The sequence below is a fragment of the Rhodospirillales bacterium genome (assembly GCA_016712595.1).
In the GTDB taxonomy this organism is placed as follows: domain Bacteria; phylum Pseudomonadota; class Alphaproteobacteria; order Rhodospirillales; family Defluviicoccaceae; genus Defluviicoccus.
Window position 1 is genome coordinate 2,647,741 of record JADJQT010000001.1, and the last position, 21,683, is coordinate 2,669,423.

A 21,683-nucleotide genomic window follows, 5' to 3' on the forward strand; every position below is an offset into this window, starting at 1 on the left:
GAATGGACCAAACATCCGCGGCTCAGTCCTTCCAGAACGGCCGGCGCGTCTCCCGCCAGACATCGACCTGGTTCAAGCCGATATCCTTGAGCGCATGCTCATCGAGCGCGGCCAGCGCGCGGCGCTGGTACCGCCGCTCTTCCCACGCCGCGAGGATATCGAACACGGCGCGGGTGTCGCGAGCGAGTTTGCGCACGCCGAGAGCGCCCCATTCGAACCAACTTGGCAACCGCGCCTGTGGCGTCAATGAAGACAATATCGCCGAACTTTGTCGCTGCATCATGACAATTGCTCCCATACAATCGCGGAAATCAGTGTCATTGACAGCAATGACAGGGTCAATATATAAATTGTCACCATGACAAATTGGCTCCCCGATCTCACTGAACGCTCCGCCCCGCTTTATCGCGGCATCGCCGACGCGCTCGCCGAGGACGTCGGCGCCGGCCGACTGCCGCCGGGCGCGCGGCTGCCGACCCACCGCGACCTTGCCTTCGCCCTCGGCGTGACCGTGGGTACGGTGAGCCGCGCCTATGCCGAGGCCGAGCGGCGCGGTCTGATCGGCGGCGAGGTCGGGCGCGGTACCTTCGTACGCGCGCCGGCGGCGGCGTCGATGCCCGGCCCCGGCGAATGCGCACCGGAGTTGCCGGCGGCGGCAGTTCCCGCCGGCGCGATCGGCGGCCTCGCCGGGCCACCGGCGGACGGACTGGAGCGGATCGCCGAAGAGGGCTTTGGTGAACGCCTCGACCTCAGCCTTAACTACCCCTACGACGCCCCGATTGCGGCGGCGTTGCGCACCGCGGTGCAGCGGATCGACGATGCGGCGCTGCTCGCGACCATCGGCCGCTACCAGCCCTCGAACGGCATGCGCGCCCACCGCGAGGCGGGCGCCGCCTGGCTTCGCCGCCTTGGCGTCGGGGCCAGCGCCGAGAACGTGCTGATCGTGCCCGGATGCCAGGGCGGGCTGTCGACGACTTTTCAAGCGTTGTGCCGGCCGAAAGACGTCGTCCTGCACGAGGCGCTCACCTGGCCGGGCCTGCACGCGACGGCTTCGGCGCAGGGTCTGCACCCCGTCGGCGTCGACATCGACGATGACGGCCTGATCGTCGAGGCCCTCGACGCCGCGTGCCGGACCCATCACCCCCGCCTACTCTACACCATGCCGACCTTGCACAATCCGACGGCGACGGTGATGTCTGTCGCCCGGCGGCAGGCGGTCGCCGAGGTCGCCGAGCGTCACGGCGTCATCATCCTCGAAGACGACGTCTATGGCTTTTTGCTCGACGATCCGCCGCCGCCGATTCACCGCTTCGCCCCCAACCACGGGATCTATGTGACCAGCCTGTCCAAGTCGGTTTGCCCGGGGCTGCGCATCGGCTATCTGCTCGCCCCGGCGGCGCTCGTCCCTCGCCTCGCCCATGCGGTGCGCACCAGCATGCTGATGACGTCGTCGATCGCCGCCGAGGTGGCGAGCCAGACGATCGTCAGCGGTGCCGCGGCGGTGGCGGCCGACGCCCAGCGGGCGGAAGCGCGGGCACGCCAGAGGCTGGCGGCGGAGATTTTGGGCGGCCTGGGCTTTCGCAGCCATCCGGCGGCGTTCCACGGATGGCTGCCGCTTCCGCCCAACTGGCGCGGCGGCGATTTCGTCGCCGCCCTGCTCGATCGCGGCGTGGCGGTGAGCGCGGGGGCGACCTTCGCCGGGCCGACCTTCACCAGGCAAGCCGGGACGTCGACCTACGATCTTCGCGCCGCCGGCCAACGGCCGGCGATGGCCGATCCTGCAAGGGTTGACCATGCGATGACCAACGCCGACGCTCATGTCCGCCTTTGCCTGTGCGCCGTCGCCGATCGCCAGCGCCTGGCGAGCGCCCTGCGCGTCGTCGCCGACGTCGCCCGCAGCAGCGCCACCAACCGGATGCCGATCGTCTAGGAGCGGTCAATCTCCGATTGACCGGAGGGAGGTCGTTTTGCCGTTGGCGCGTGTTCGCCTTGCAGTTGCCTCGCGACAGTGCGAGGCTTGCGGAGCCCGTATGGACGCGAGGAAGGGGACCGTCCTGAACGCTCGAACCTTGATGGCGGCGACAGTGGGGGTGATGCTGATCGTCGCCTCGCCGGCTTTGGGCCAGCGCGCCGATGAGAGCGATTCCGCCAATGACGGCGACGGCACGCTGGTTTCTGGAATCCGCCCGGAAGCGGTCGGGCAGGCGACGCTCGTCGTGCGCTCGGTGTTCGGCACGGTGGACGACAAGCGGCTGCCGGTCACCGTGCACGATGCCGTGTTCTGGCATGAGCTCATCGAAACCGCTGACGAGAGCGCGGCGCAGATGGTGTTTCTCGATGGAACAACGCTTTCCTCCGGCCCCAACTCGCGCGTCGTTATCGACGAGTTCGTCTATGCCGGCGGCGGCGAGGCACGACGCTTCGCCGTCTCCGTCGTTCGCGGCCTCATGCGCTTCGTCACCGGGACATCACCCAGCGACATCTACGAAATTCGCACGCCGAACGCGATGATCGGCGTGCGCGGCACCGACATCGCCATCAACGTCGACGACGCCGGCAATACCGATGTCTACGTCCGTCACGGCCGGATTTCGCTGACCTCCACGTCCGGCTTCACCGTGCCGGTCCGGGCCGGCCAGGCGAGCCGGGTCACGCCGGGCGGCGGGGTTGCCCCGGAACCGCCGGCAATGCCCTCGCGCGAGTTGATCGCCGAGACGATCAAGGTCAGTGCCCTGCTCTCCATTTCCGGCGAGGGGGATCAGTCGACGGCGTTCTCCATCGGCGAGGCCGCGGCCGTGCGCGCAAATAGGGGCGAGGCAAATACGTCGCGCCTGTCGACGACGGTGAAGAGCTCGGGGGCCGACTGCAGCGGATGCTGAGTGGGCTAATGCTGAGTAGACGGATGCTGAAAAATCGTCCCTGCGACGGACGAGACGTTAACTGGCCAGAGGCGGACGCCGAGGTGAAACGCGCGAGATTTCCCTGGCTGTGCCGGCTTGCCGTTCTGGCGGCGGCAGTGCTCACCGGCTGCACCGGGGACAAAGGGGCCGACCGGGAAGTCTCCCTTACCACCTCGCCCGCATCACCCACGGCGGCGTTGATGGTGCCGCCCATGCCTCCTGGGGACTGGCAGTCGATCTACGAAGGCGATCAGAATCTGCTCGGCGGTGTTTCGCATCGCCGCATCCTCGTCAGCGAAAACCACGGCGTCATCGATCGGCTGGTTCTGGTCTACCGTGTCGAACTCGGCATGCGCTACGACTTCAAGCCGCGGACGAGCTGCAGCCGGCCCGAGTACTACTACGCGGTCAACTCATCCGCCGCCAATACCGGAAGCGGCGCATGCTGGCACATCCGGGAGATCAATCTCGGGCTCGGCGGACATCCGCACTGGATCAACGTCGTCCTCGCCCACTACGCGGCAGGCAGGGACGAATACCTGCCCGTCGTCATGGTCGGTGCCCGCTTCATCCGCTTCCACGATGGTCAGTTGTGGCAGGTGGACTACGGATGGAACCCCGATCTGCTGCTTCCGCCGCCGGAGAACACAGTCTGGCAGCCAGCGGACTGGACGAACGAGGCGGTGGCATCCGATCCGGCAAAGCAGGTAGTCATGGAGACGCTGCGCCATTGGGCAGAGGATTGGGAGCCACAGATTGCCGAACAGTTCCCGTTCTGATCGCTTGGCACAGGTATTTTCCGGCGCAGCTATTTTTCGGTTAGGATGACGGTGCTGCCGGTTTGCCCGGCGCGCAGACGGCGCAGATGAAATGCGGCGAGGCCGTCTTCAGGCGCGCGACCGACGGTGGCAGCAAATGCCGCCTCGGCGGCGGGATCGCCAGCTTCGAGCAGCGCGAACGCCGCCTCATAGGCCCGCAGCGCATCGTCATCGACCGCGCCGGGATCCAATGGCTCGAACACCCGGACCGGCTCGGTCTTGCCCTTGAGCAACAAATTTCCGGCCGGCCGGCCGAAGAAGGTTGCCGATCGCCGCGCCGTTTCCTCGCTGACGCACAGACGAGTGCCGAGATACTTGTTCGCCCCTTCCAGTCGCGCCGCGGTATTGATCGCATCGCCATGCGCCGTGTAGTCGAAGCGCAGCGCCCCGCCGAAGTTGCCGACGATGGCGATTCCGGAATTGACCCCAATCCTGGTCTGGCCAAAGGCGAGGCCTTCGCTGCGCTTTTGCCGTGCGAAGTCCTTGGCGAAGCGATCGATTTCCAGCGCGCAGGCGATCGCCCGCTCGGCATGGGCCGGGTCGGCGACCGGCGCTCCGAACATGATGTGCACAGCGTCGCCGATAATCTTATCGACGGTCCCGTCGTGAGCAAAGGCAATGCGGATCATGCCGTCGAGGTAGGCATTGAGCGCAGGCACAACCACGGCGGGCGGCGTGCGTTCGACCAGGGGGGTGAATCCCTCAAGGTCGGTGAACAAAAAGGTCAGTTCCCGCCGCTCGCCACCGAGCTGCAGCTGGCCGGGGTCCTCGATCAGCGCATTGACCAGTTTCGGCGAGATGTAGCTGGCGAAGGCCATGCGAATCCAGCGCTGTTCGCGCTCAGTCTGGAGGTGGCGCAGCAGCGAGGAAACGAAATAGACGGCGATCACCGTCGCTGCCGGAAAAAGGGGATCGAGCAGCAGGCCGACGGCGATGAACGCCTCCCACGAGACGGCGAAAGCGCCGACGACGCCGGCACCGGCGCACACCGCCGTCCACGTGGGACCGGCGCGGGAGCCGACGGTGAGAACCGTGGCCCCCAGCGCGAGCAACGTCAGGATTTCGGCTCCTTTCGCCCAGTCGGGTCGGCGCAGGTAGACCTCGTGGATCACCTGCTCGAGCGCCTGCGCATGGAATTCAACTCCGGGAACGTCGTCGCCGAGAGGGGTCTGATGCACGTCCTGCAGGCCGCGCGCCGTCGAGCCGATAAGCACGATCCGGCCTTCGAGTTCGGCGGGTGGGACCTCGCCGACGATGACTTTCCAGGCGGGGATAAACCGGCTCGTGACCGGCTTTGAGGCGTAAAGCCAGATCTGGCCGGCTCGGTCGGTCGGAATGCGGTAGGCGCCGATCTGAACCTCATCGATACCGTGCCCACCGTCGGCGACTTTGACGACATAAGTATCCGATCCCTGGGCGACGCGCAGTGCCTCAGCGCCGAGAGACGGCAGGATATGTCCGCCGGCCTGCAGCAACAGCGGCAGACGGCGAATCACACCGCCAGCCGACAGGCTGATGCTAAGAGCGCCGTTGCCCTTCGCCGCGTGCTCGAACATTGGCAACGTGCCGACGGCGCCCGCCGCTCCTGGCACCGATGCCAGCACCGCTGCCGCTGCCGGCGCATCGTCCGAACCGCCGCCTTCGCCGACGAAGGCAAGCCCGGCCTTCATTGCCGGCAGCGCAGTCAGGCCAGCCTCGACCAGGGCAAAGCCGGTGACGACGCGCCCGGTGGCCATGGTCGCGGCCAGTTGCTGGTCATAATCGGGAAGCGCCTCGGCCCCCTCGCCGTGCGAAGATGCCCCTTGCCAGCGCGGCAGAAGCAGGCGCGATGGTGACGTCCGGTCTGGCTCTGCAAGTAGGATGTCGAGCGCTACGGTGGTCGCGCGCGCATCGTCGAGCTTTTGCAGCAACTCGGCGAGGCGCGAGCGCGGCCACGGCCACTGACCGAGCCGGGCGAGGCTTTCCTCATCGATATCGACGATTCGCACCGGCGCGTCTCGAGCCACCCGCGGCTCGAGACGCTGGTAGGAATCAAACAGACTCTCACGGACGCCGACCAAGAACGACGGCTCGGCGCGGGAGACAAACGCGGCAGCAATGAGGACGATAACGGACACCCAGAAATGCGGGCTGCGGCGAAGACGGGTTGTGCGCCGGCGACCGGCACCGCTTCGCTCCCCCCGGCGTTTGGTGGACCCGGGGGACGCACCTGCGTCGTTGGGATCGTTCGGAAAACCCATCTCACTCGTCCCCGGCGGGATCATAAACCAACGACGACGCGCCAAGCCGGTCCGTGCGTCGTTCGTGGCGCACTAACAACACTCGCTCGACGCCAAGTCGGTTTCGCTCGGCGGATGTCACGGTATCATTGCGAGCTACCGAGGAAAAAAGATAGAATAGGTTGTTGCTTGCGGACTGACTCGCGTGCCCTTCGTATGCAAGCCCACAACGGGTCAAGGGCGACGGCAGTTCGTACAGGAAGCAATCAACGGATGGGACGAGAAGAGTGGGACGCCCTCGCACCTTAATGGTTGCCGTGGTTGCTGTGTTGGGTGTCTCCGCATGGCCGGCATTGAGTTTCGCAGATAGCGGCTTGCCGCCCGCGCTCCGGCAGCAGATCACTCAGGCTGTGGCAGCATGGTCGGCGACCGGGGACGCGACTAATCTCCAGGCGAGCATATCCGATGCGTGCGTCGCATACCCGGAAATCGCCCGTGATATCGTCGCCTACGCTGGCGAGACCGCGGCGAAATCGCGGCCGCCCGAGCAGTGCCTGGGCGCCGACGCGATGTGCATGCCGCTCGGTGATATTCTCTCGGCGCTTTACGATCAGGCTGGCCGCGGCGGCGGCGAGACGACGGTTTCGTCACACCCCGGTCCGGTGAACAGCGGGTGCAAGGACAATACCTGCGGCACGCCCTGCCAGCAGACGGGGACCTGCAGTGGCCCTCCCGATCCAGCCAGCGACACCGCAATCTGAACTTGGAACGCCTGGAGGTGAGGTGCGCCAAGCCAAGGGCTTCGTGCGCGGGGCTTAAGGTTTAGCCTCCTGGGTTTGGCGGCAGTGCTTGGTGACAGCCATCATCATCGTGGACTTGCAGGCGCAGCCGTTGTCGACAGGCCTTGCCAACCGACACCGACGGCTACACCGCCCCGCGTAAGGCGGCGGGGCGGCAGAATTCCGAACAAAGTGATTCTAGGCTGCTGAAGCGTCTTGCGGAAAATCAGCGCCCAAAGTGAGCTCGCGCCACGTCTCGAGTTCACCCGCAAAGGCCTTGAGCTTACCTTGCACGATATTGTAGGCAGGCTTGCCGAGAACGAGGTGGAGCGGCGGATTCGGTGCATCGACGGCGGCGACGATCGCCCGCGCACCGCGAACCGGATCGCCCGGCTGAGTGCCACTGTAGCCGCTGACAGCCTCGCGCCGCGCGATCGCCGTGGCGGCATAATCGGCGATCGCTGCCTTCGGTGTTTTCAATGAGCGACCAGCCCAATCGGTCCGGAATGGCCCGGGCTCGACGATCGTCACCTTGATCCCGAGCGGTGCCGTTTCCATCGCCAGCGCTTCGGAGAGACCTTCGACGGCGAATTTGGTGGCGTTGTAATAGCCGATGCCGGCAAAACCGACGAGACCACCCATCGAAGAAATATTGACGATGTGTCCAGACCGCCGGGCGCGCATGCCGGGCAGAACCGCACGCGTCATCGCGGCGAGGCCGAAGACGTTGGTCTCGAACATCGCCCTGACTTCATCGTCCTCCCCCTCCTCCACCGCCGATAGATAGCCGTAGCCGGCGTTGTTGACGAGCACGTCGATGCGGCCGAACACCGCCTCGGCATCCCCGACCGCACGAGCAATCTGCTCCGGCTGGGTGACGTCGAGCGCGGCGACGCGTGCACCTGCCGCCTCGGCGAAGCCTGCAAGCGACGCGGGATTGCGAGCGGTGACAATTGCCCGCTCACCGCGCCCCAGCACCTCCTCGGCCAGGACCCGGCCGAAACCGGTCGAGCATCCGGTGATGAACCAGACACGGGATGAGGCCGCCGGCTGGGGCGGGACCGGAGACAACATGGCCAATCTCCTCACCATGGAACACACCGTCGCGACCGGCAACGGCGCGTAACAAAAGAGCGATGTGCAACGGCGCGAAGCGGCTGCACATCGCATGTATTCATCCACCGCAGGAATTCCAGTCCCGCGACGCCGCCGCCGCAGCGCACAAGCGCCGGCGGCGGCCGCTCGCAGGCATCGCCTTGATCGTGCTACTTAACCGAGGTGACCTTACCGGACGCGCCATCGACCGCGACGTCACGCTTGGAACCATCGGCTCTGGCGACAGTCACGTCATAGCTGACGATTTTCCCATCTCGATCGACCTCGGCCTCGTACGCCTTGCCACCGGTGTGTTCCTCGGCGATGCCGATCGCCTGTCCCAGCGACGTGGGGGCTGCGCGAACGTTTGCCGGAGTGAGAATGGTGAAAAGCTTTTCAATCGGCTGATCGGCCGTATCGACAACCTTGCCCGTATCGGCATCAAGGGTGTAGGCTACGAGCGCATTTTGGCTGAGCACTTTAATTTCGTAGCGCGCAGGGTTGGCATCGGCATCGAAATCGGCTTCGATTGCCTTGCCGTGGCCTTGCTCCTCTGCGGTTTCGATGGCTTGGACGAGCGTTGTCTTTGCCATGTCGATGGCCTCGATATGCGAAGAGCTGGCGGCAAAGGCGCCGGCGGTGCCCGCCGCGAACAGAAGGGCTCCGAGGATCGGAGCAGTGAAATTGGTCTTGTGCATGACGTTTACTCTCGGTTGTTGCAGCTTCAAGCGCAACCAACGCCCTTCGCGATCATTTGGTTCCGCGAACGGTCAGGCGAGTCACCGCCGACGCATTTCAACGATAAACGTTACATTTTGCAGGCTTCGTGCCCTGCCGCCGCTCACACGTGAGTTATTGGCGACCGCTCTTCTGGCTTCGTGTTATGGTGAAACGCAAGCAGGAGGTTCCATGCGATCGTAGCCTGTCGGCAGCAGATGACGCAGCCTGAGATGGCTGCAAAGCTTATTGAGCAAAAGCAAAAACGATCGCGAAGCGGCAGGTAGAATGCGACGTGCCGGCGGCCAGCACACAGCCAGCGGCCTGTCGGCGTCGGTGATGACGGTTATGATGCAAAAGGTGATGACGAGCAATGATGCGAAAAGGTAAGGGCTTTCGGGAACCGAGACGTCGCGGGTTCGACGATGACGAACCATTTTCCCGCGAAGGCCGAGGAATACGCCCGGCACGCCCATTCGGCGACGTCGCACGAGATGCGGCTCCTGCAGAGGGCCCGATCGTCGACGCGACGGTAAAATGGTTCAATCCCGAAAAGGGATTCGGCTTCGCCGAGATTGCTGACGGCTCAGGAGACGCCTTCATGCACGTCGCGGCACTCCAGGCGGCGGGCTTCGATTCCGTGCAGCCGGGAGCAAAGCTTCGCGTGCATGTCGGTCAGGGCGCCAAGGGTCCGCAAATAACCCGCGTACTCGAGGTTGACGAGACCAATATCGCGCCGCCACCGCCACGTCGAACCGAGCGGGCTAGCCCAGGCGGTTTTTCCCGCCGTTCGGTCGATGTCTCGAACGCCGTCGACATGGTCGGGACCGTCAAGTGGTTCAACGCGGAAAAGGGGTTCGGCTTTGTCGCCTGTGACGATGGCGGCAAGGACGTCTTCTTGCATATTTCCGTTCTTGAACGCTCGAACATCCCGCACCTCGCCGAAGGACAGCGGGTGGCGATGGGCGTCGTCGATACGCCGAAGGGGCGCGAGGCCGTTACGGTCGCCGACGCCGGCTGACGCCGACTTAATTCCCGAACCTTAGAGAAATCGGCTCCGGGCGAGCCGGCGGATCGCAGTGCGGATCACCTCCGCACGCGGTTCGCGGCTCGCCCGGACACCGGTCGCGCGTTCGAGTTGGAGAGGGACCATGGCACGCAGAAAACATGACTCGGTCAGCCGCAAAAAGACGGCGGAAGGGGCGTTCGTGCTGTTTGACGTCCTCTACGAGGATGGCTCGCGCAGTTCGAACCGAAAGGTGCCCCGCGAAGAGGTCGACGGCCTCGACGGGGACGAACCGGCACGGGCGTTGATCGAAGAACAGGACCGAAAGATCGCCGAGCTGTCCGGGCGCCCTCGCGGCCCGATCAAGACAATCGCCCGCTCGCCCAACCAATAGCCCTGGCGAGGGCGGCGATTTTGAGCAAAGGGCACCAGACTGTCATGATGGCGCCCTGCCGATTATGGCCTTCAACGCGTAGAGCAGATCGAGCGCCTCGCGCGGGGTAAGATTATCGGGATCGATCGCCTGCAGGCGCTCCTCGACGGCCGAGGGGCGCTGTGGTTGGCTTCGCCTTTCGGCCGCCGCGAACAACGGCAGGTCATCGGCGAGGCGGGTTACCGCCGAGGACTGTTCGCCCGTCTCGAGAATTTCCAGCACCTGCAGCGCGCGTTCCACCGCCGCCGGCGGCAGCCCCGCCAGCCGGGCGACATGGATGCCGTATGAGCGATCCGCCGCCCCGGGGACCACCTCATGCAGGAAAACGACGTCGCCTTGCCATTCCTTCACCCGCATCGTCTGGCAGGCGAGCGTCGGCAGTTTCGCCGCCAACGCCGTCAACTCATGATAGTGGGTGGCGAACAAAGCCCGGCAGCGGTTGACCGCGTGCAGGTGCTCGACCACCGCCCAGGCAATCGACAAACCGTCGAAGGTAGCCGTGCCGCGGCCGATCTCATCGAGGATGACAAACGCCCCGGGCCCCGCCTGATTGAGGATCGCCGCGGTTTCGATCATTTCGACCATGAACGTCGAACGGCCGCGGGCAAGGTCGTCGGCTGCGCCAACCCGCGAGAACAGGCGGTCGACGATGCCGATCCGGGCCCGCTCCGCCGGAACGAACGCACCCATCTGCGCCAACACAGCGATCAGCGCATTCTGTCGCAAGAACGTGCTCTTGCCCGCCATGTTGGGGCCGGTCAGCAGCCAGATCCGCCGTTCACGGTCCAACTTCAGGTCATTGGCGACAAACGCGCCGGTTCCAGAGTCCGCCAGTGCCGCCTCGACCACCGGATGACGGGCGCCATCAACAATAAAGTGCGTCCCCTCCTCGACCAACGGCCGCACCCACCGGCGAGCGACGGCGAGTTCGGCAAGGGCCGCGGCGACGTCGAGCTCGGCGATCGCACCGGCCGTGGCCGCGATCGGCGCGGCGGCGGCGATCACCGCCTGCGCGAGCTCATCGAAGACCGCCAGTTCGAGGGCGAGCGCCTCGTCGGCGGCACGGGCGATCCGGGCTTCCAGTTCACCCAGTTCGACGGTCGCGTATCGCTGGGCGCCGACCATCGACTGCCGCAGGATAAACGGCGATGACGCTCCCTGCGGCAGGCGCTCGGCATGCTTCGACGACACTTCGACGTAGTAGCCGAGCATGCCGTTGTGGCGAATCTTCAAGGTGGGAATTGCCGTCTGCTCGGCGTAGCGGGTTTCCAAGGCGGCGATCAGCTTGCGGCCGTCGTCGCGCAGACGACGGGCTTCGTCCACATCCGAGCGAAAGCCACGGGCGACGAAGCCGCCGTCGCGGGGTGAAAGCGGCAGATCGTCCGCGAGCGCCCGGTCCAGCAGATCGGCGACCGCAGGTTCTTCACCGAGTGCACAAACCGCCTCGGCGATGCCGCAAGCTGGACCGCCCGGCGTTGCCACCGCGATCGCCCGCAGCGCGCCTGCCTGATGGATGCCGTCGCGGATCGCCGCCATGTCGCGCGGGCCGCCACGCCCCAAGGACAGGCGGGCGAGCGCCCGTTCGAGATCCGGGCAGCGCGTCAGCGCCGCGCGCATGCTGGCGCGCAACGCCTCGGCCTCGACGAAGGTCGAGACCATGTCGAGACGCCGGCCGATCTCGCCGGGATCGGTTAGTGGCGCGTTAAGGCGGGCAAGCAGCAATCGCGCCCCGGGACCAGTCAGCGTGCGATCGAGGATATCGACCAGACTGCCCGAGCGCTCGCCGGCGAGCGTGCGGGTCAGCTCGAGATTGCGCCGCGTCGCCGCGTCGATCTCCATCACCGCGCCCAGCGCCAGGCGGCGGGGGGCGGCGATTCGCGGGAGCCTGCCCTTTTGCGTCAGTTCGATGTAATCGACCAACGCGCCCAGCGCCGCCACCTCGGCCGGACCGAAGGCGCCGAACCCATCGAGCGTCTCGATGCCAAAGAGTACGGTCAGGCGGCGATGCGCCGATGGCGGATCGAAACGGCTCGCCGGCTGAACGGTCAGGCGCTCACGCCATTCGGTTATGACCGTTGCCAGCCCTGGCTCGCGCAACAGCGGCTCGGCCAGCAGAAGCTCTCCCGGCTCCAGTCGCGCCAGCGCGGCACCAAGATCGGCGCGACCGAGCGGCTGGGCCTGTAACTCGCCGGTCGATATATCGATCCAGGCGAAACCAAACGTGCCCCGTTTCTCGGCAAGCGCGGCGAGATAGTTCGGCCGACGGGCCTCGAGCAGGGTTTCCTCGGTCAAGGTTCCGGCCGTGACGACACGAACGACATCGCGGGCGACGATCGCCTTGGCGCCGCGCTTCTTCGCCTCGGCCGGGTCTTCTTGCTGCTCGCAGACGGCGACCTTGAAGCCACGGCGAATCAATCGGGCGAGATAGGCCTCGTGCGCGTGCACCGGCACCCCGGCCATCGGAATGTCCTCGCCCGCGTGCTTGCCACGCTTGGTCAGGGCGATGTCGAGAGCGGCCGCGGCAGTCACCGCGTCGTCGAAGAACAGTTCGTAGAAATCGCCCATCCGGTAGAACAGCAGGCAATCGGGATAGTCCCGCTTGATCGTCCAGTACTGTGCCATCAGCGGCGTGACGCCAGCGGCCCCGGGCGCGCTTGCGCGCGCGTGTTCAGGCACGCCCTCGGGCATCGGTGGGTGTGGCGGGGCGGGAGGCGTGGATGGCAGCGCCTCCGCCGGGAGCCGGGAGAAACGATCGTCGGGCAGAGCGGTTACTCACGCGGAAGATCCGATCGGCGAAGACTAGCACGACTGTCCGGCAGCGGAACGCCACGTCGCGCGCCACGCGCCGGCCTGGCTCGAAGCGCTGGTCATCGCCGGCGCGGATACGGCACAATGCCAAGGACAGAACAAGGATGCGGTGATGGCGGACGCAACAACGCAGAACGATGGCGAGGTGGTCGGGCTGTTTACCGAACGCCAGCCCTTCGAGCGGGCAGTAGCCAATCTGCTGGAGGCGGGATTCGGGCGCGCCGACCTTAGCGTGCTCGCGTCACATGAATCGATAGACGCCGCCGGGCGACCCGGCCGCTCATGGCGCGAGGTGACGCTGGCGCTGGTGGGCGAGCTGAAATACGAAGGTCCGCTCATCGCCGCCGGTGCGATCTTCCTCGCCGGAGGGACGATCGCCGCCACCATCGCTGCGATCATCGGCGCCGCAGTCGGCGGCATCGCCGCCAAGGACCTATTAGAAGAGGTCACCGCCACGCCGCACACTGAGGACTTTGCCCGCTCGCTCGCGGCCGGCAGCGTCATCTTGTGGGTGCGCACGGCCGATGCGTCCGGCGAACAACGGGCCCGGGCAATCCTGAGCGATAACGGCGCCGCCAACATTCACGTCGCGCGGCCCGGCGCCGTCTCGTCATCCGCGATGACGGAAACGGCTCGTTGAAGCGCCGAGGCTGCCACCAGAATTACGCTACCGGCAGGGCGAGCGCCGTGCGATGAGCGTCCGCCGACTCCGCACTATAGCAACAGAAGATCACCCGCCCGGGCAGCGCGTGCCGGGCAACAAATTGCTGTACGGCCTCAACCGCGATCCGCGCCGCCGGGTCCATCGGGAAGCCGAAGATGCCGGTGCTGATCGCGGGAAAAGCCACCACCCGGCAGAAATGGCGCTGCGCGAGCTCGAGCGATTCGCTGTAGCACGACGCCAGCAACGCCGCCTCGCCCGAGCCGCCCCCGCGCCAGACCGGCCCCACGGTATGAATGACGAAGCGCGCCGGCAGGCGAAAGCCTTGGGTGATCTTCGCCTGACCGGTCGGGCATCCGCCAAGAAACCGGCACTGCTCGAGCAGGTCCGGTCCCGCGGCGCGGTGGATGGCGCCGTCGACCCCGCCGCCACCCAAGAGCGATTGGTTTGCAGCATTGACGATCGCATCGACCGCCAAGGTGGTGATATCGGCCTCGATAACCTCGATCCTTGATTGCATGCGGACCTTCTCCCCAATCCGGTTGGCATCCATCGCCGCCCTTGCCGGGGGCGTGCTAGCCACCACGATCATAGCGCGTCCGGGCGATGCGGCGATGCGCTCTGGCGACGTCTGGTGGGTCTATCAGGATGTTGCGTCCCCGCTGAACCACGGTTCGTGGACCAACGTCGTTCCCGCCAACACCGGTGCCCGGCTGCAGATCGATCTCGCCGATCCCGGCGCGCCGCGCGGAACGGCGATTCGCCTTGCCATCACCTTCGCGCCCGGCCACTGGGCCGGTATCGCCGTCGCCAGCGCTCCCAACTACTGGGGCGCGACGCCGGGCGAGGGCTTCGATCTCGCCGGCGCGCGGACACTGGTGTTTTCCGCCCGCGGCGCCGCCGGCGGCGAGCGGGTGCGGATCAAGGCCGGCGTCGCCGGTGATCAGCCGTTCGGCGATTCGGCGTCGCTTCCGATCGATTCCGGCTGGCTGACCCTTTCGGCCGACTGGCGCGAATACCGGATCGCGACCGACGGCCACGACCTGTCCCGGGTCATCACGCCGTTCATGCTGATCGCCAACGACAAGCACAATCCGGCCGGACACCTGAGCATCTTTCTCGATGATATCCGTTACGAGGCGGCGCCATGATCCGGATCGTGTGCGCCGTGCTCGCGGGACTCGCCGTTCTGCTGGCGCCGGCCGGCGTGCGGGCGGAGGCCGCCTATCCATTCCTCAGCTACCTCGAGGACGAAGGCTCGGCGCTCGTCGTCTTCAATCCCAGCGGCTTCGATCCGCGAATGCCGCCCGCGGGCACGCCCTATCCGGCGGAACCGTTACGCGCCGACCTCGCCGCCCTGCGCCCGGGCTATCGCGCGATTCTGCTCGGCATCTGGGATCCGACGTCCGAGGGCGAAATCGCCGCCGCCGCCGATCTCGTCCGCCGCTGGCGCGACCGTCTCGCGCTCGCGGTTGCCATCGGCAATGAGGGCATCAATGATAACCGCTACCAGATTGACGATCTCGCCCGCGCCCGCGACCGGTTGCTGGCGCTGATCGGCCGCGGCCGGGCGCTGGCGATCACCACGAGCGAGCCGGCCGGCGATTACGGCTGGCCGCCGATTCGCGCGTTCGGTGACTTCCTCGCCCCCAACATTCATCCGGCGATCGACCACCAGTCCCTGCCACCGGATGCCGCCGTCGCCTGGGTGCGGGGCCGCGCCGAGGCGATAGCCCACCTTGCCGGCAAGCCGGTCCTGGTCAAGGAGACGGGTCTTCCCAACGGCGGTGGCGAACCCCAGTCGCCAGACCGCCAGCGGGCATTCTGGGCAGAGTGGCTCGCCCGCGGCCGCCTTGTCCGGCTCACGACGCCGGCAGCGAACGGCTCCCTGCCCGTCTTTGCCTCCTACGCGGCGGCCTTCGAGGCGTTCGATGCGCCATGGAAAGGAGCTCAGGTTGGCGATCCGATCGAAGCGCACTGGGGCATCCTGACCGTCGACCGTACGCCGTATCCCGCCTTTCTCGCCTGGGTCGCGGCGGCGCGACACTGACGCCGCCGCGCATCGCCGCGATCCGTCCCCAAGGTCTCGTCGTAACGACTACAACTCCGGGCGCGGCGTCAGCGCCGTGCTTGGCGGCAGGATCGGATAGACGACCTGCGGCTGCTCCCCGGTCAGCGATTTGAGGAAGCTCTCGATCTGATCTTCCTGCTCCTTGTTCAACTGCGCGCCGAGTTGCGCCGTACCCATCACCCCCACCGCCTGTTTGACGTCCCAGACGTTGCCGGTATGGAAGTAAGGTGCGGTCAGCTCGATGTTGCGAAGGCTCGGCACCTTGAAGACGTATTCGTCACTCGGCGTCTTCGTCACCTGGAAACGGCCCTTGTCTTCGGGCGGCAGGATGTCCGCACCCGGCTTTTCAACCACACCGAACGGCGCGTACATGCCGCCGCCAACGTTGATGCCGTTATGACAGCCGGAGCAGCCCTGATCGATGAACAGGCGCAAGCCCGCCTTCTGCTCGGCGGTGAGCGCCTTGGCATCGCCGCGCAGGTACTTGTCGAACGGCGCGTTGGGGGTAATGAGCGTCGCCTCAAAGACGGCGATCGCCTTTTCGACGTTATCGATGCTGATCGGCGCCTTTTCTCCGGGAAAGGCCGCCTCGAACAACGGCTTATAGCCGGGAATGCCTTTCAGCATTTCGACCGCGTGCTGAAGCGTGATGCCCATTTCGATCGGGTTCTGGATCGGACCGCCCGCCTGCTCCTTGAGGTCGGCGGCCCGGCCGTCCCAGAACTGCGCGGTGTTGAACACGGCATTCAGCACTGTTGGCGCGTTGCGCCCGCCCTTCTGCCACTTATGGCCGATCGAGGTCGACCGCGCATCACCGCCGCCGAGACCGATCTGGTGGCAGGTGTTGCAACTGATATTATGGCTTTGTGACAGCCGCGGATCGAAGTAAAGCACCGCACCAAGCTCAACCTTCGCCGGGGTGCTGGCGTTGTCCTTGAGCACCGGCGGCTTGAGTGGAATCGGCTCGAACAGCTCCTGCGCCTCCTTCATCAGAGCAGCGTCGCTGGTTTCGGCCGCCGCGGCGAGTGCCGGCAACGCCAATGAGAGCGCCAGTGGAGCCAGCCAGTTGCGCATTGTTCCCCTCTCCCCAAGAAAAGCCTGTCGATCGAGCCGCCCCGTACGCCTTCGCCCTTCCCTCGCGCCAAACAGGCGATGGACGGACGAACCGGTCGAGGCGTGATCGACGGCTGCGAGTGATACTCGATACACATTATATAACTAATATAGAATATTATGTTCAGGAGCAAAAATCAACAAAGCGCGAGGATGGACGGTGCCTCAGCTTGAAGTCACGCCTTCGCCATGGAGAGACATGGCCGTTGCGCGGAGGTGGACGCATCCTGCGTCGGGTTTCGATGGCGAAGCGAACATGGGTTGCCATGAACCGAAGCCTGGGGTGCAGAGTAGCGAAATCCTGGATTTCCGGCTGGCGGTTGCGGAAAAATGCTACGTCGTCCGGGCCAAACCGGCACGCAAGCGGCTGTGATTCCCAGGCGCACTGGCTTGCGATCCCCGGAGTGCGCCGTTGCATCCTGGGCTTCGCTTGACTACATCAATTTTAAGAAAGTGACACTTCCGCCTGCCAACCGCGCCATCGCCAGAAATCCGAGCAGAATACACACCAAGAAAATTACCAGTGAACCGATAAAACATGAAATATGTATATAGAACAGGATCTTCTTTTTCCGATTTGGTATTTCAATGAAATCTATGTCATCACGTGATGTAATTTTTGCGTGGACAAGCGCAGAGTAATATTTTGAGTACATAGCATCATACGAGATCCTCATGCTAATAGCACACGAGCAGAGCGATAGACCAATTCCGAGCAAAAAACCTGCTGTTACCAGTAGTTCCACAGATTCTTTGTGACCCCAAAGACTTGTTATTGTGGTCAACACGGCCACTATGCCCGCACCATATGCGATTAAAAGGTAACGATGCCCGGACACATACCCATCACTCGATCTCTTCCAATAGTATTGATGCATAAAGACGATGTTTTCAAACGCTCGCTGTGATGATTGGCCTCTTTCGAGAAATAAAATGTGCTGCTTGCGCAAATCAACCATATCATTTTCGTATATTGATAACTGTACACTTAGATGCTTGCCAAAGTCCCCAGAATGACGTTTCGAAATATCTTTTAATTGTGAGATCTTATCCTCTATATCCACAAGTTCCTTAACAAACATGAAGAGGCCGCCATCGAGTCTTTCGCTGATCCAGCGCTTGGATACATCAATTCGATCATCAAGCGTCCGTACTAGATCCTCAATATCGAGTTCCGAGGGGTCGCTAAGATTTTCGGGCATGGCGGTCTCCCAACATTGCTCGGCGCCATCGTAGCACTGGGAGTTTCGGCAGGCAGCAGCAAGCCTAGCCCGCGTAGGTCGGAATATCGAGGCGTATTCCGACGAATGTTTTCAGTCTCCGGGTTCGCCCGCCGGGACATCCTCGACGCCGCTGCCGATCCAATCAACCGGATAGAGGCCACGTTCGGCGCACGACCTGAAGGTGGAGTATGGCCAATCCGCCGGCGAGGCGACGAGGCGGTGCTTGACCGGGTTGAAATGGACGTAATCCATGTGCGCGGCATAGTCCGCATCGTCGCGAATGGCGTGCTCCCAAAAGCGGCGCTGCCAGATGCCGCGTTCGCCGTCGGCTCGGCGCACCCGTGACAGCCGCTCCGTCTTCGGCAAGGCGCGCGCGAAAAAGGTCTTGATCAGGCGCCAGCGGATGGAGAAGTCGTCGTCGCCGGGCGGCAACGTCCATACCGCGTGAAGATGATCGGACAGGACGACCCAGGCATCAATGGTGAACGGCCGCGAGGATCGAACATGCCGCACCGCGTCGCGAAGGAGATCGATCCGGTCGGCGAGCAACGTGTTGCCGCGCCGCTCCAAGAGGTTGACGGTGAAGAAAAAGCAGCCGCCGGGAACACGGTGTCGGTGGAAATCGGGCATCGAGCCGCTTCGGTTCGGTACACGACAGCCTTCATCCGTCGGAATACGCCTGGGGCTATTCCGACCTACAGGATTCGACGCTAAGGGTAACATAGCGGTTGCCGACTAGATCGACCTCCAAACGGTCGAGGCTGGGATAAAGCGTTGGATTACGACGGAACGATCAAGGGCGGAATTGAAACCGCGACACCGCCCGAGGATAGCACCAGTGCGCGCGGGACGGTGGGCGCGGATCGGATCGGATGGCGGTTGCCGCGGGCGTTGATCCCCGGGCCCATTCAAACTACCTTTTCGGGTTATGTCTGATCGCGCCATGCCCAGCCTCAGCGAAACCGAACGGCTCGACCGTCTGCGCCTGATCCGCAGCGAGAACGTCGGGCCGATCACCTTCCGCCGATTGATCGAACGCTATGGCTCGGCAGGCGAGGCCCTCGCCGCGCTGCCCGATCTCGCCCGGCGCGGCGGCCGGCGCGGCTCCGTGCGGATCTGCCCGCCCGCCCGGGCACAAGCGGAGATGGGTCGCTCCGCGCTTGCGGTGCGCGGCTGATCATCTGCGGCGATGCCGACTACCCGCCCCTGCTGGCGGCGATCGACGATGCCCCGGCGAGCGTCGCGCTGATCGGCGACGCCGGCCTGCTCACCGCCGCCGCCATGGCCGTCGTCGGCAGCCGCAACGCCTCGCTGAACGGAAGGCACACAGCCGCGGAACTCGCCCGCGATCTCGGCGCCGCCGGCTTCGTCGTCGTTTCCGGCCTCGCCCGTGGCATCGACGGCGAAGCGCATCGCGCGGCGCTTCCTACGGCACGATCGCGCGGTTCTGGCGGGCGGCGTCGACGTCTGCTATCCGCAGGAACATCAGGATCTTTACGCCCGCATCAAGGAGAGCGGGGCAATCATCGCCGAGGCACCGCCCGGCATGGCGCCCCAGGCGCGCCATTTCCCCCGCCGCAACCGGCTGATCTCCGGCCTCGCGCGCGGCGTCGTCGTCGTCGAGAGGCCAACCTGCGGTCCGGCTCGCTGATCACCGCGCGCATGGCCGGCGAGCAGGGGCGCGAGGTCTTCGCCGTCCCCGGCTCGCCGCGCGATCCGCGCGCGCGCGGTTGCAACGAGTTGATCCGCCACGGCGCCACCTTGACCGAATCCATCGCCGATATTCTGGCGGTTCTCCCGGCGCCGGCGGCGCCTCGCATACCGCGACCTGCGGCGATGGCGAGCGATGCGAGTCGCCCGCCGATCGCGGTCGCCCCGCTTCGACGCCTCCGCCCGCCCATGCCAAGAGCCCGTTGCGAACGGGCATCGATGCGGATCCGCCCGACGCGGCGCGTCGGGCGGTTGCCGAAACGCTCTCGCCGACGCCGGTTGCGGTTGACGAAATCATCCGCACCTGCCAATTGTCGCCGGGCCTGATCTCGACAATTCTGTTGGGAGTGGAATTGGCGGGCCGCCTTGAGCGGCATCCGGGCAATCGCGTTTCGCTGATCACGTAACTCGCGGAGGCTTGCGAATGGACGTGGTGATCGTCGAATCGCCGGCCAAGGCGAAGACGATCAATAAGTATCTCGGCGGCGGTTATACCGTTCTCGCCTCCTACGGACACGTCCGCGATCTGCCGGCGAAGGATGGTTTCCGTGCGCCCGGACGCCGACTTCGACATGGACTGGGAAGTCGACGCCAAGGCCGGCAAGCACCTCAGGCGATTGCCGAAGCACTGGATGGCGCGCAACACCTCTACCTCGCCACCGACCCGGACCGGGAAGGCGAGGCGATTTCCTGGCATGTGCAAGGTGCTGGAAGAAAAGAAGCTGCTCGACGGCATTGATATCAAGCGGGTGGTGTTCAACGAGATCACCAAGAACGCCATCGTCGACGCCTTCGCCCGCCCGCGCGAACTTGATCGCGAACTCGTCGAAGCCTATCTCGCGCGGCGGGCACTCGACTACCTCGTCGGCTTCACGCTCTCGCCGGTTCTCTGGCGCAAGCTGCCTGGCAGCCGGTCGGCCGGGCGCGTCCAGTCGGTGGCGCTGCGGCTGATCTGCGAGCGCGAATCCGAGATTGATAATTTTCGCTCGCGGGAATACTGGACGGTCGAGGGCACCTTTCGCAAGGCGGGTGGCGAGACGCTAACCGCCGCCCTCACCCGCCTCGATGGCCGCAAGCTCGAAAAGTTCGACCTCGCCGACGAGGCGTCGGCCTTAGCGGCGGTGCGCGCCGCCGAAGCCCGCACCTACGCGGTCGATTCGGTCGAACGCAAGCAGACCCGGCGCAATCCGGCGCCACCGTTCGTCACCTCGACCTTGCAACAAGAGGCCTCGCGCAAGCTTGGCTTCGGCGCCAGCCACCTATGCGCGTCGCTCAGCGCCTCTACGAAGGGGGTGAGCATCGATGGTGAGACGGTCGGTCTGATCACTTATATGCGGACCGACGGCGTGCAGATGTCGGGAGAGGCGATCGCCGCCGCCCGTCGGGTGATCGAGCGCGAATACGGCGCCCGGTACGTCCCGGAAAAGCCGCGCCTTATAAAACCAAGGCAAAGAACGCGCAAGGAGGCGCACGAGGCGATTCGGCCGACGGACCTCGGCCGCAAGCCGGCCGACGTCGCCCGTTTCCTCGATAACGATCAGCGCCGCCTCTATCAGCTCATCTGGCAGCGGACCCTGGCGAGCCAGATGGAGTCGGCCATTCTCGATCAGGTGGCGGTCGACATCGCTTCGCCGGACGGGCAGGTCGTGTTTCGCGCCACCGGCTCCGTCATCGCCTTCGACGGCTTTCTGCGCGCCTATCGCGAGGGCCGCGACGATCCCGAGACCGAGGCGCCGGCACGCCGGCGCCCGCCGACGACGATACCGAGCGGATGCTTCCGGACGTCGCGCGCGGCGAGGCCCTCGATCGCGTCAGCGTGACGCCAAACCAGCACTTTACCCAGCCACCGCCGCGCTTTACCGAGGCGAGCTTGGTCAAGCGGCTCGAGGAACTCGGTATCGGCCGGCCGTCGACCTACGCCAGCATCCTTTCGGTTCTCCAGGACCGCAAATACGTCCGGCTTGAGCAGCGGCGTTTCATTCCCGAAGATCGAGGGCGACTGGTGACGGCATTTCTCGAAAGCTTTTTCGAGCGTTACGTCGCCTACGGCTTTACTGCCGATATGGAGGAGCAGCTCGACGACGTCTCGGGCGGCCGGCTCGACTGGAAGTCGGTATTGCGCGACTTCTG

18 protein-coding genes and 2 pseudogenes are annotated in these 21,683 nt (G+C 65.1%); 11 read left to right on the top strand and 9 right to left on the bottom strand.

What is annotated here, in order from left to right; all coding sequences use genetic code 11:
- Positions 1 to 22 precede the first annotated feature (22 nt).
- Positions 23 to 280, bottom strand: coding sequence for a DUF1127 domain-containing protein (locus IPK66_11855; GenBank protein ID MBK8175926.1), 258 nt, complete (start codon positions 278 to 280; stop codon positions 23 to 25).
- Between the two features lie 78 nt (positions 281 to 358).
- Here IPK66_11855 and IPK66_11860 point away from each other — a divergent pair, with 78 nt between their 5' ends.
- The 3 genes from IPK66_11860 (at position 359) to IPK66_11870 (ending at position 3,679) form a co-directional block, all read left to right on the top strand.
- Positions 359 to 1,930 carry a PLP-dependent aminotransferase family protein gene (locus tag IPK66_11860; GenBank protein ID MBK8175927.1) on the top strand — a complete coding sequence of 524 codons (1,572 nt, stop codon included), beginning with the start codon at positions 359 to 361 and terminating at the stop codon, positions 1,928 to 1,930.
- A gap of 100 nt (positions 1,931 to 2,030) precedes the next feature.
- Positions 2,031 to 2,879, top strand: a complete 849-nt coding sequence (locus IPK66_11865) for a FecR domain-containing protein (protein MBK8175928.1) — start codon at positions 2,031 to 2,033, stop codon at positions 2,877 to 2,879.
- A gap of 83 nt (positions 2,880 to 2,962) precedes the next feature.
- Complete coding sequence (locus IPK66_11870) at positions 2,963 to 3,679, top strand: hypothetical protein (protein ID MBK8175929.1); 717 nt, start codon at positions 2,963 to 2,965, stop codon at positions 3,677 to 3,679.
- A 29-nt stretch (positions 3,680 to 3,708) separates the two neighbouring features.
- Here the strand turns inward: IPK66_11870 and IPK66_11875 are convergent, their stop codons facing one another.
- On the bottom strand, positions 3,709 to 5,835 hold the full coding sequence (locus IPK66_11875) for an adenylate/guanylate cyclase domain-containing protein (protein MBK8175930.1): 2,127 nt from the start codon (positions 5,833 to 5,835) through the stop codon (positions 3,709 to 3,711).
- Positions 5,836 to 6,311: 476 nt separating this feature from the next.
- Between IPK66_11875 and IPK66_11880 the strand changes: the two genes are divergently transcribed.
- A complete protein-coding gene (locus IPK66_11880) occupies positions 6,312 to 6,698 on the top strand; it encodes a hypothetical protein (protein ID MBK8175931.1) in 387 nt (128 codons plus the stop codon).
- A 216-nt stretch (positions 6,699 to 6,914) separates the two neighbouring features.
- Here IPK66_11880 and IPK66_11885 read toward each other — a convergent pair whose 3' ends face one another.
- Together IPK66_11885 and IPK66_11890 are read right to left on the bottom strand one after the other, a co-directional pair.
- Entirely contained in the window at positions 6,915 to 7,790 is an 876-nt protein-coding gene (locus IPK66_11885; GenBank protein MBK8175932.1) for an SDR family NAD(P)-dependent oxidoreductase, read from the bottom strand.
- 191 nt (positions 7,791 to 7,981) lie between these two features.
- Complete coding sequence (locus IPK66_11890) at positions 7,982 to 8,509, bottom strand: PepSY domain-containing protein (protein MBK8175933.1); 528 nt, start codon at positions 8,507 to 8,509, stop codon at positions 7,982 to 7,984.
- Between the two features lie 395 nt (positions 8,510 to 8,904).
- Between IPK66_11890 and IPK66_11895 the strand changes: the two genes are divergently transcribed.
- Positions 8,905 to 9,549 (top strand): cold shock domain-containing protein, encoded by a 645-nt coding sequence (locus IPK66_11895; GenBank protein ID MBK8175934.1) that lies wholly within the window; start codon positions 8,905 to 8,907, stop codon positions 9,547 to 9,549.
- Between the two features lie 130 nt (positions 9,550 to 9,679).
- Entirely contained in the window at positions 9,680 to 9,928 is a 249-nt protein-coding gene (locus IPK66_11900) for a hypothetical protein (protein ID MBK8175935.1), read from the top strand.
- A gap of 42 nt (positions 9,929 to 9,970) precedes the next feature.
- Here the strand turns inward: IPK66_11900 and mutS are convergent, their stop codons facing one another.
- Positions 9,971 to 12,655 (bottom strand): DNA mismatch repair protein MutS, encoded by a 2,685-nt coding sequence (gene mutS / locus IPK66_11905; GenBank protein MBK8175936.1) that lies wholly within the window; start codon positions 12,653 to 12,655, stop codon positions 9,971 to 9,973.
- A 232-nt stretch (positions 12,656 to 12,887) separates the two neighbouring features.
- Between mutS and IPK66_11910 the strand changes: the two genes are divergently transcribed.
- The gene (locus IPK66_11910) at positions 12,888 to 13,415 is read left to right on the top strand and encodes a hypothetical protein (protein MBK8175937.1); all 528 of its coding nucleotides are present in this window, start codon (positions 12,888 to 12,890) and stop codon (positions 13,413 to 13,415) included.
- A gap of 22 nt (positions 13,416 to 13,437) precedes the next feature.
- Here the strand turns inward: IPK66_11910 and IPK66_11915 are convergent, their stop codons facing one another.
- Complete coding sequence (locus IPK66_11915) at positions 13,438 to 13,956, bottom strand: O-acetyl-ADP-ribose deacetylase (protein MBK8175938.1); 519 nt, start codon at positions 13,954 to 13,956, stop codon at positions 13,438 to 13,440.
- A gap of 94 nt (positions 13,957 to 14,050) precedes the next feature.
- On the opposite strand from IPK66_11915, the gene IPK66_11920 reads away from it, so the two are divergent.
- Together IPK66_11920 and IPK66_11925 are read left to right on the top strand one after the other, a co-directional pair.
- On the top strand, positions 14,051 to 14,587 hold the full coding sequence (locus tag IPK66_11920; protein ID MBK8175939.1) for a hypothetical protein: 537 nt from the start codon (positions 14,051 to 14,053) through the stop codon (positions 14,585 to 14,587).
- The gene (locus IPK66_11925; GenBank protein ID MBK8175940.1) at positions 14,584 to 15,486 is read left to right on the top strand and encodes a hypothetical protein; all 903 of its coding nucleotides are present in this window, start codon (positions 14,584 to 14,586) and stop codon (positions 15,484 to 15,486) included. Before IPK66_11920 ends, IPK66_11925 begins: the two co-directional genes overlap by 4 nt.
- A gap of 48 nt (positions 15,487 to 15,534) precedes the next feature.
- Here IPK66_11925 and IPK66_11930 read toward each other — a convergent pair whose 3' ends face one another.
- The 3 genes from IPK66_11930 to IPK66_11940 form a co-directional block, all read right to left on the bottom strand.
- Positions 15,535 to 16,581, bottom strand: a complete 1,047-nt coding sequence (locus tag IPK66_11930; GenBank protein ID MBK8175941.1) for a cytochrome-c peroxidase — start codon at positions 16,579 to 16,581, stop codon at positions 15,535 to 15,537.
- A gap of 473 nt (positions 16,582 to 17,054) precedes the next feature.
- The gene (locus IPK66_11935) at positions 17,055 to 17,822 is read right to left on the bottom strand and encodes a hypothetical protein (GenBank protein MBK8175942.1); all 768 of its coding nucleotides are present in this window, start codon (positions 17,820 to 17,822) and stop codon (positions 17,055 to 17,057) included.
- 111 nt (positions 17,823 to 17,933) lie between these two features.
- Positions 17,934 to 18,473: a transposase gene (locus IPK66_11940; protein MBK8175943.1), complete on the bottom strand. Its 540-nt coding sequence runs from the start codon at positions 18,471 to 18,473 to the stop codon at positions 17,934 to 17,936.
- 298 nt (positions 18,474 to 18,771) lie between these two features.
- Between IPK66_11940 and dprA the strand changes: the two are divergent.
- Together dprA and topA are read left to right on the top strand one after the other, a co-directional pair.
- A pseudogene (gene dprA, locus IPK66_11945) lies at positions 18,772 to 19,960 on the top strand (DNA-protecting protein DprA).
- A gap of 17 nt (positions 19,961 to 19,977) precedes the next feature.
- Positions 19,978 to 21,683, top strand: a pseudogene (topA, locus tag IPK66_11950) (type I DNA topoisomerase).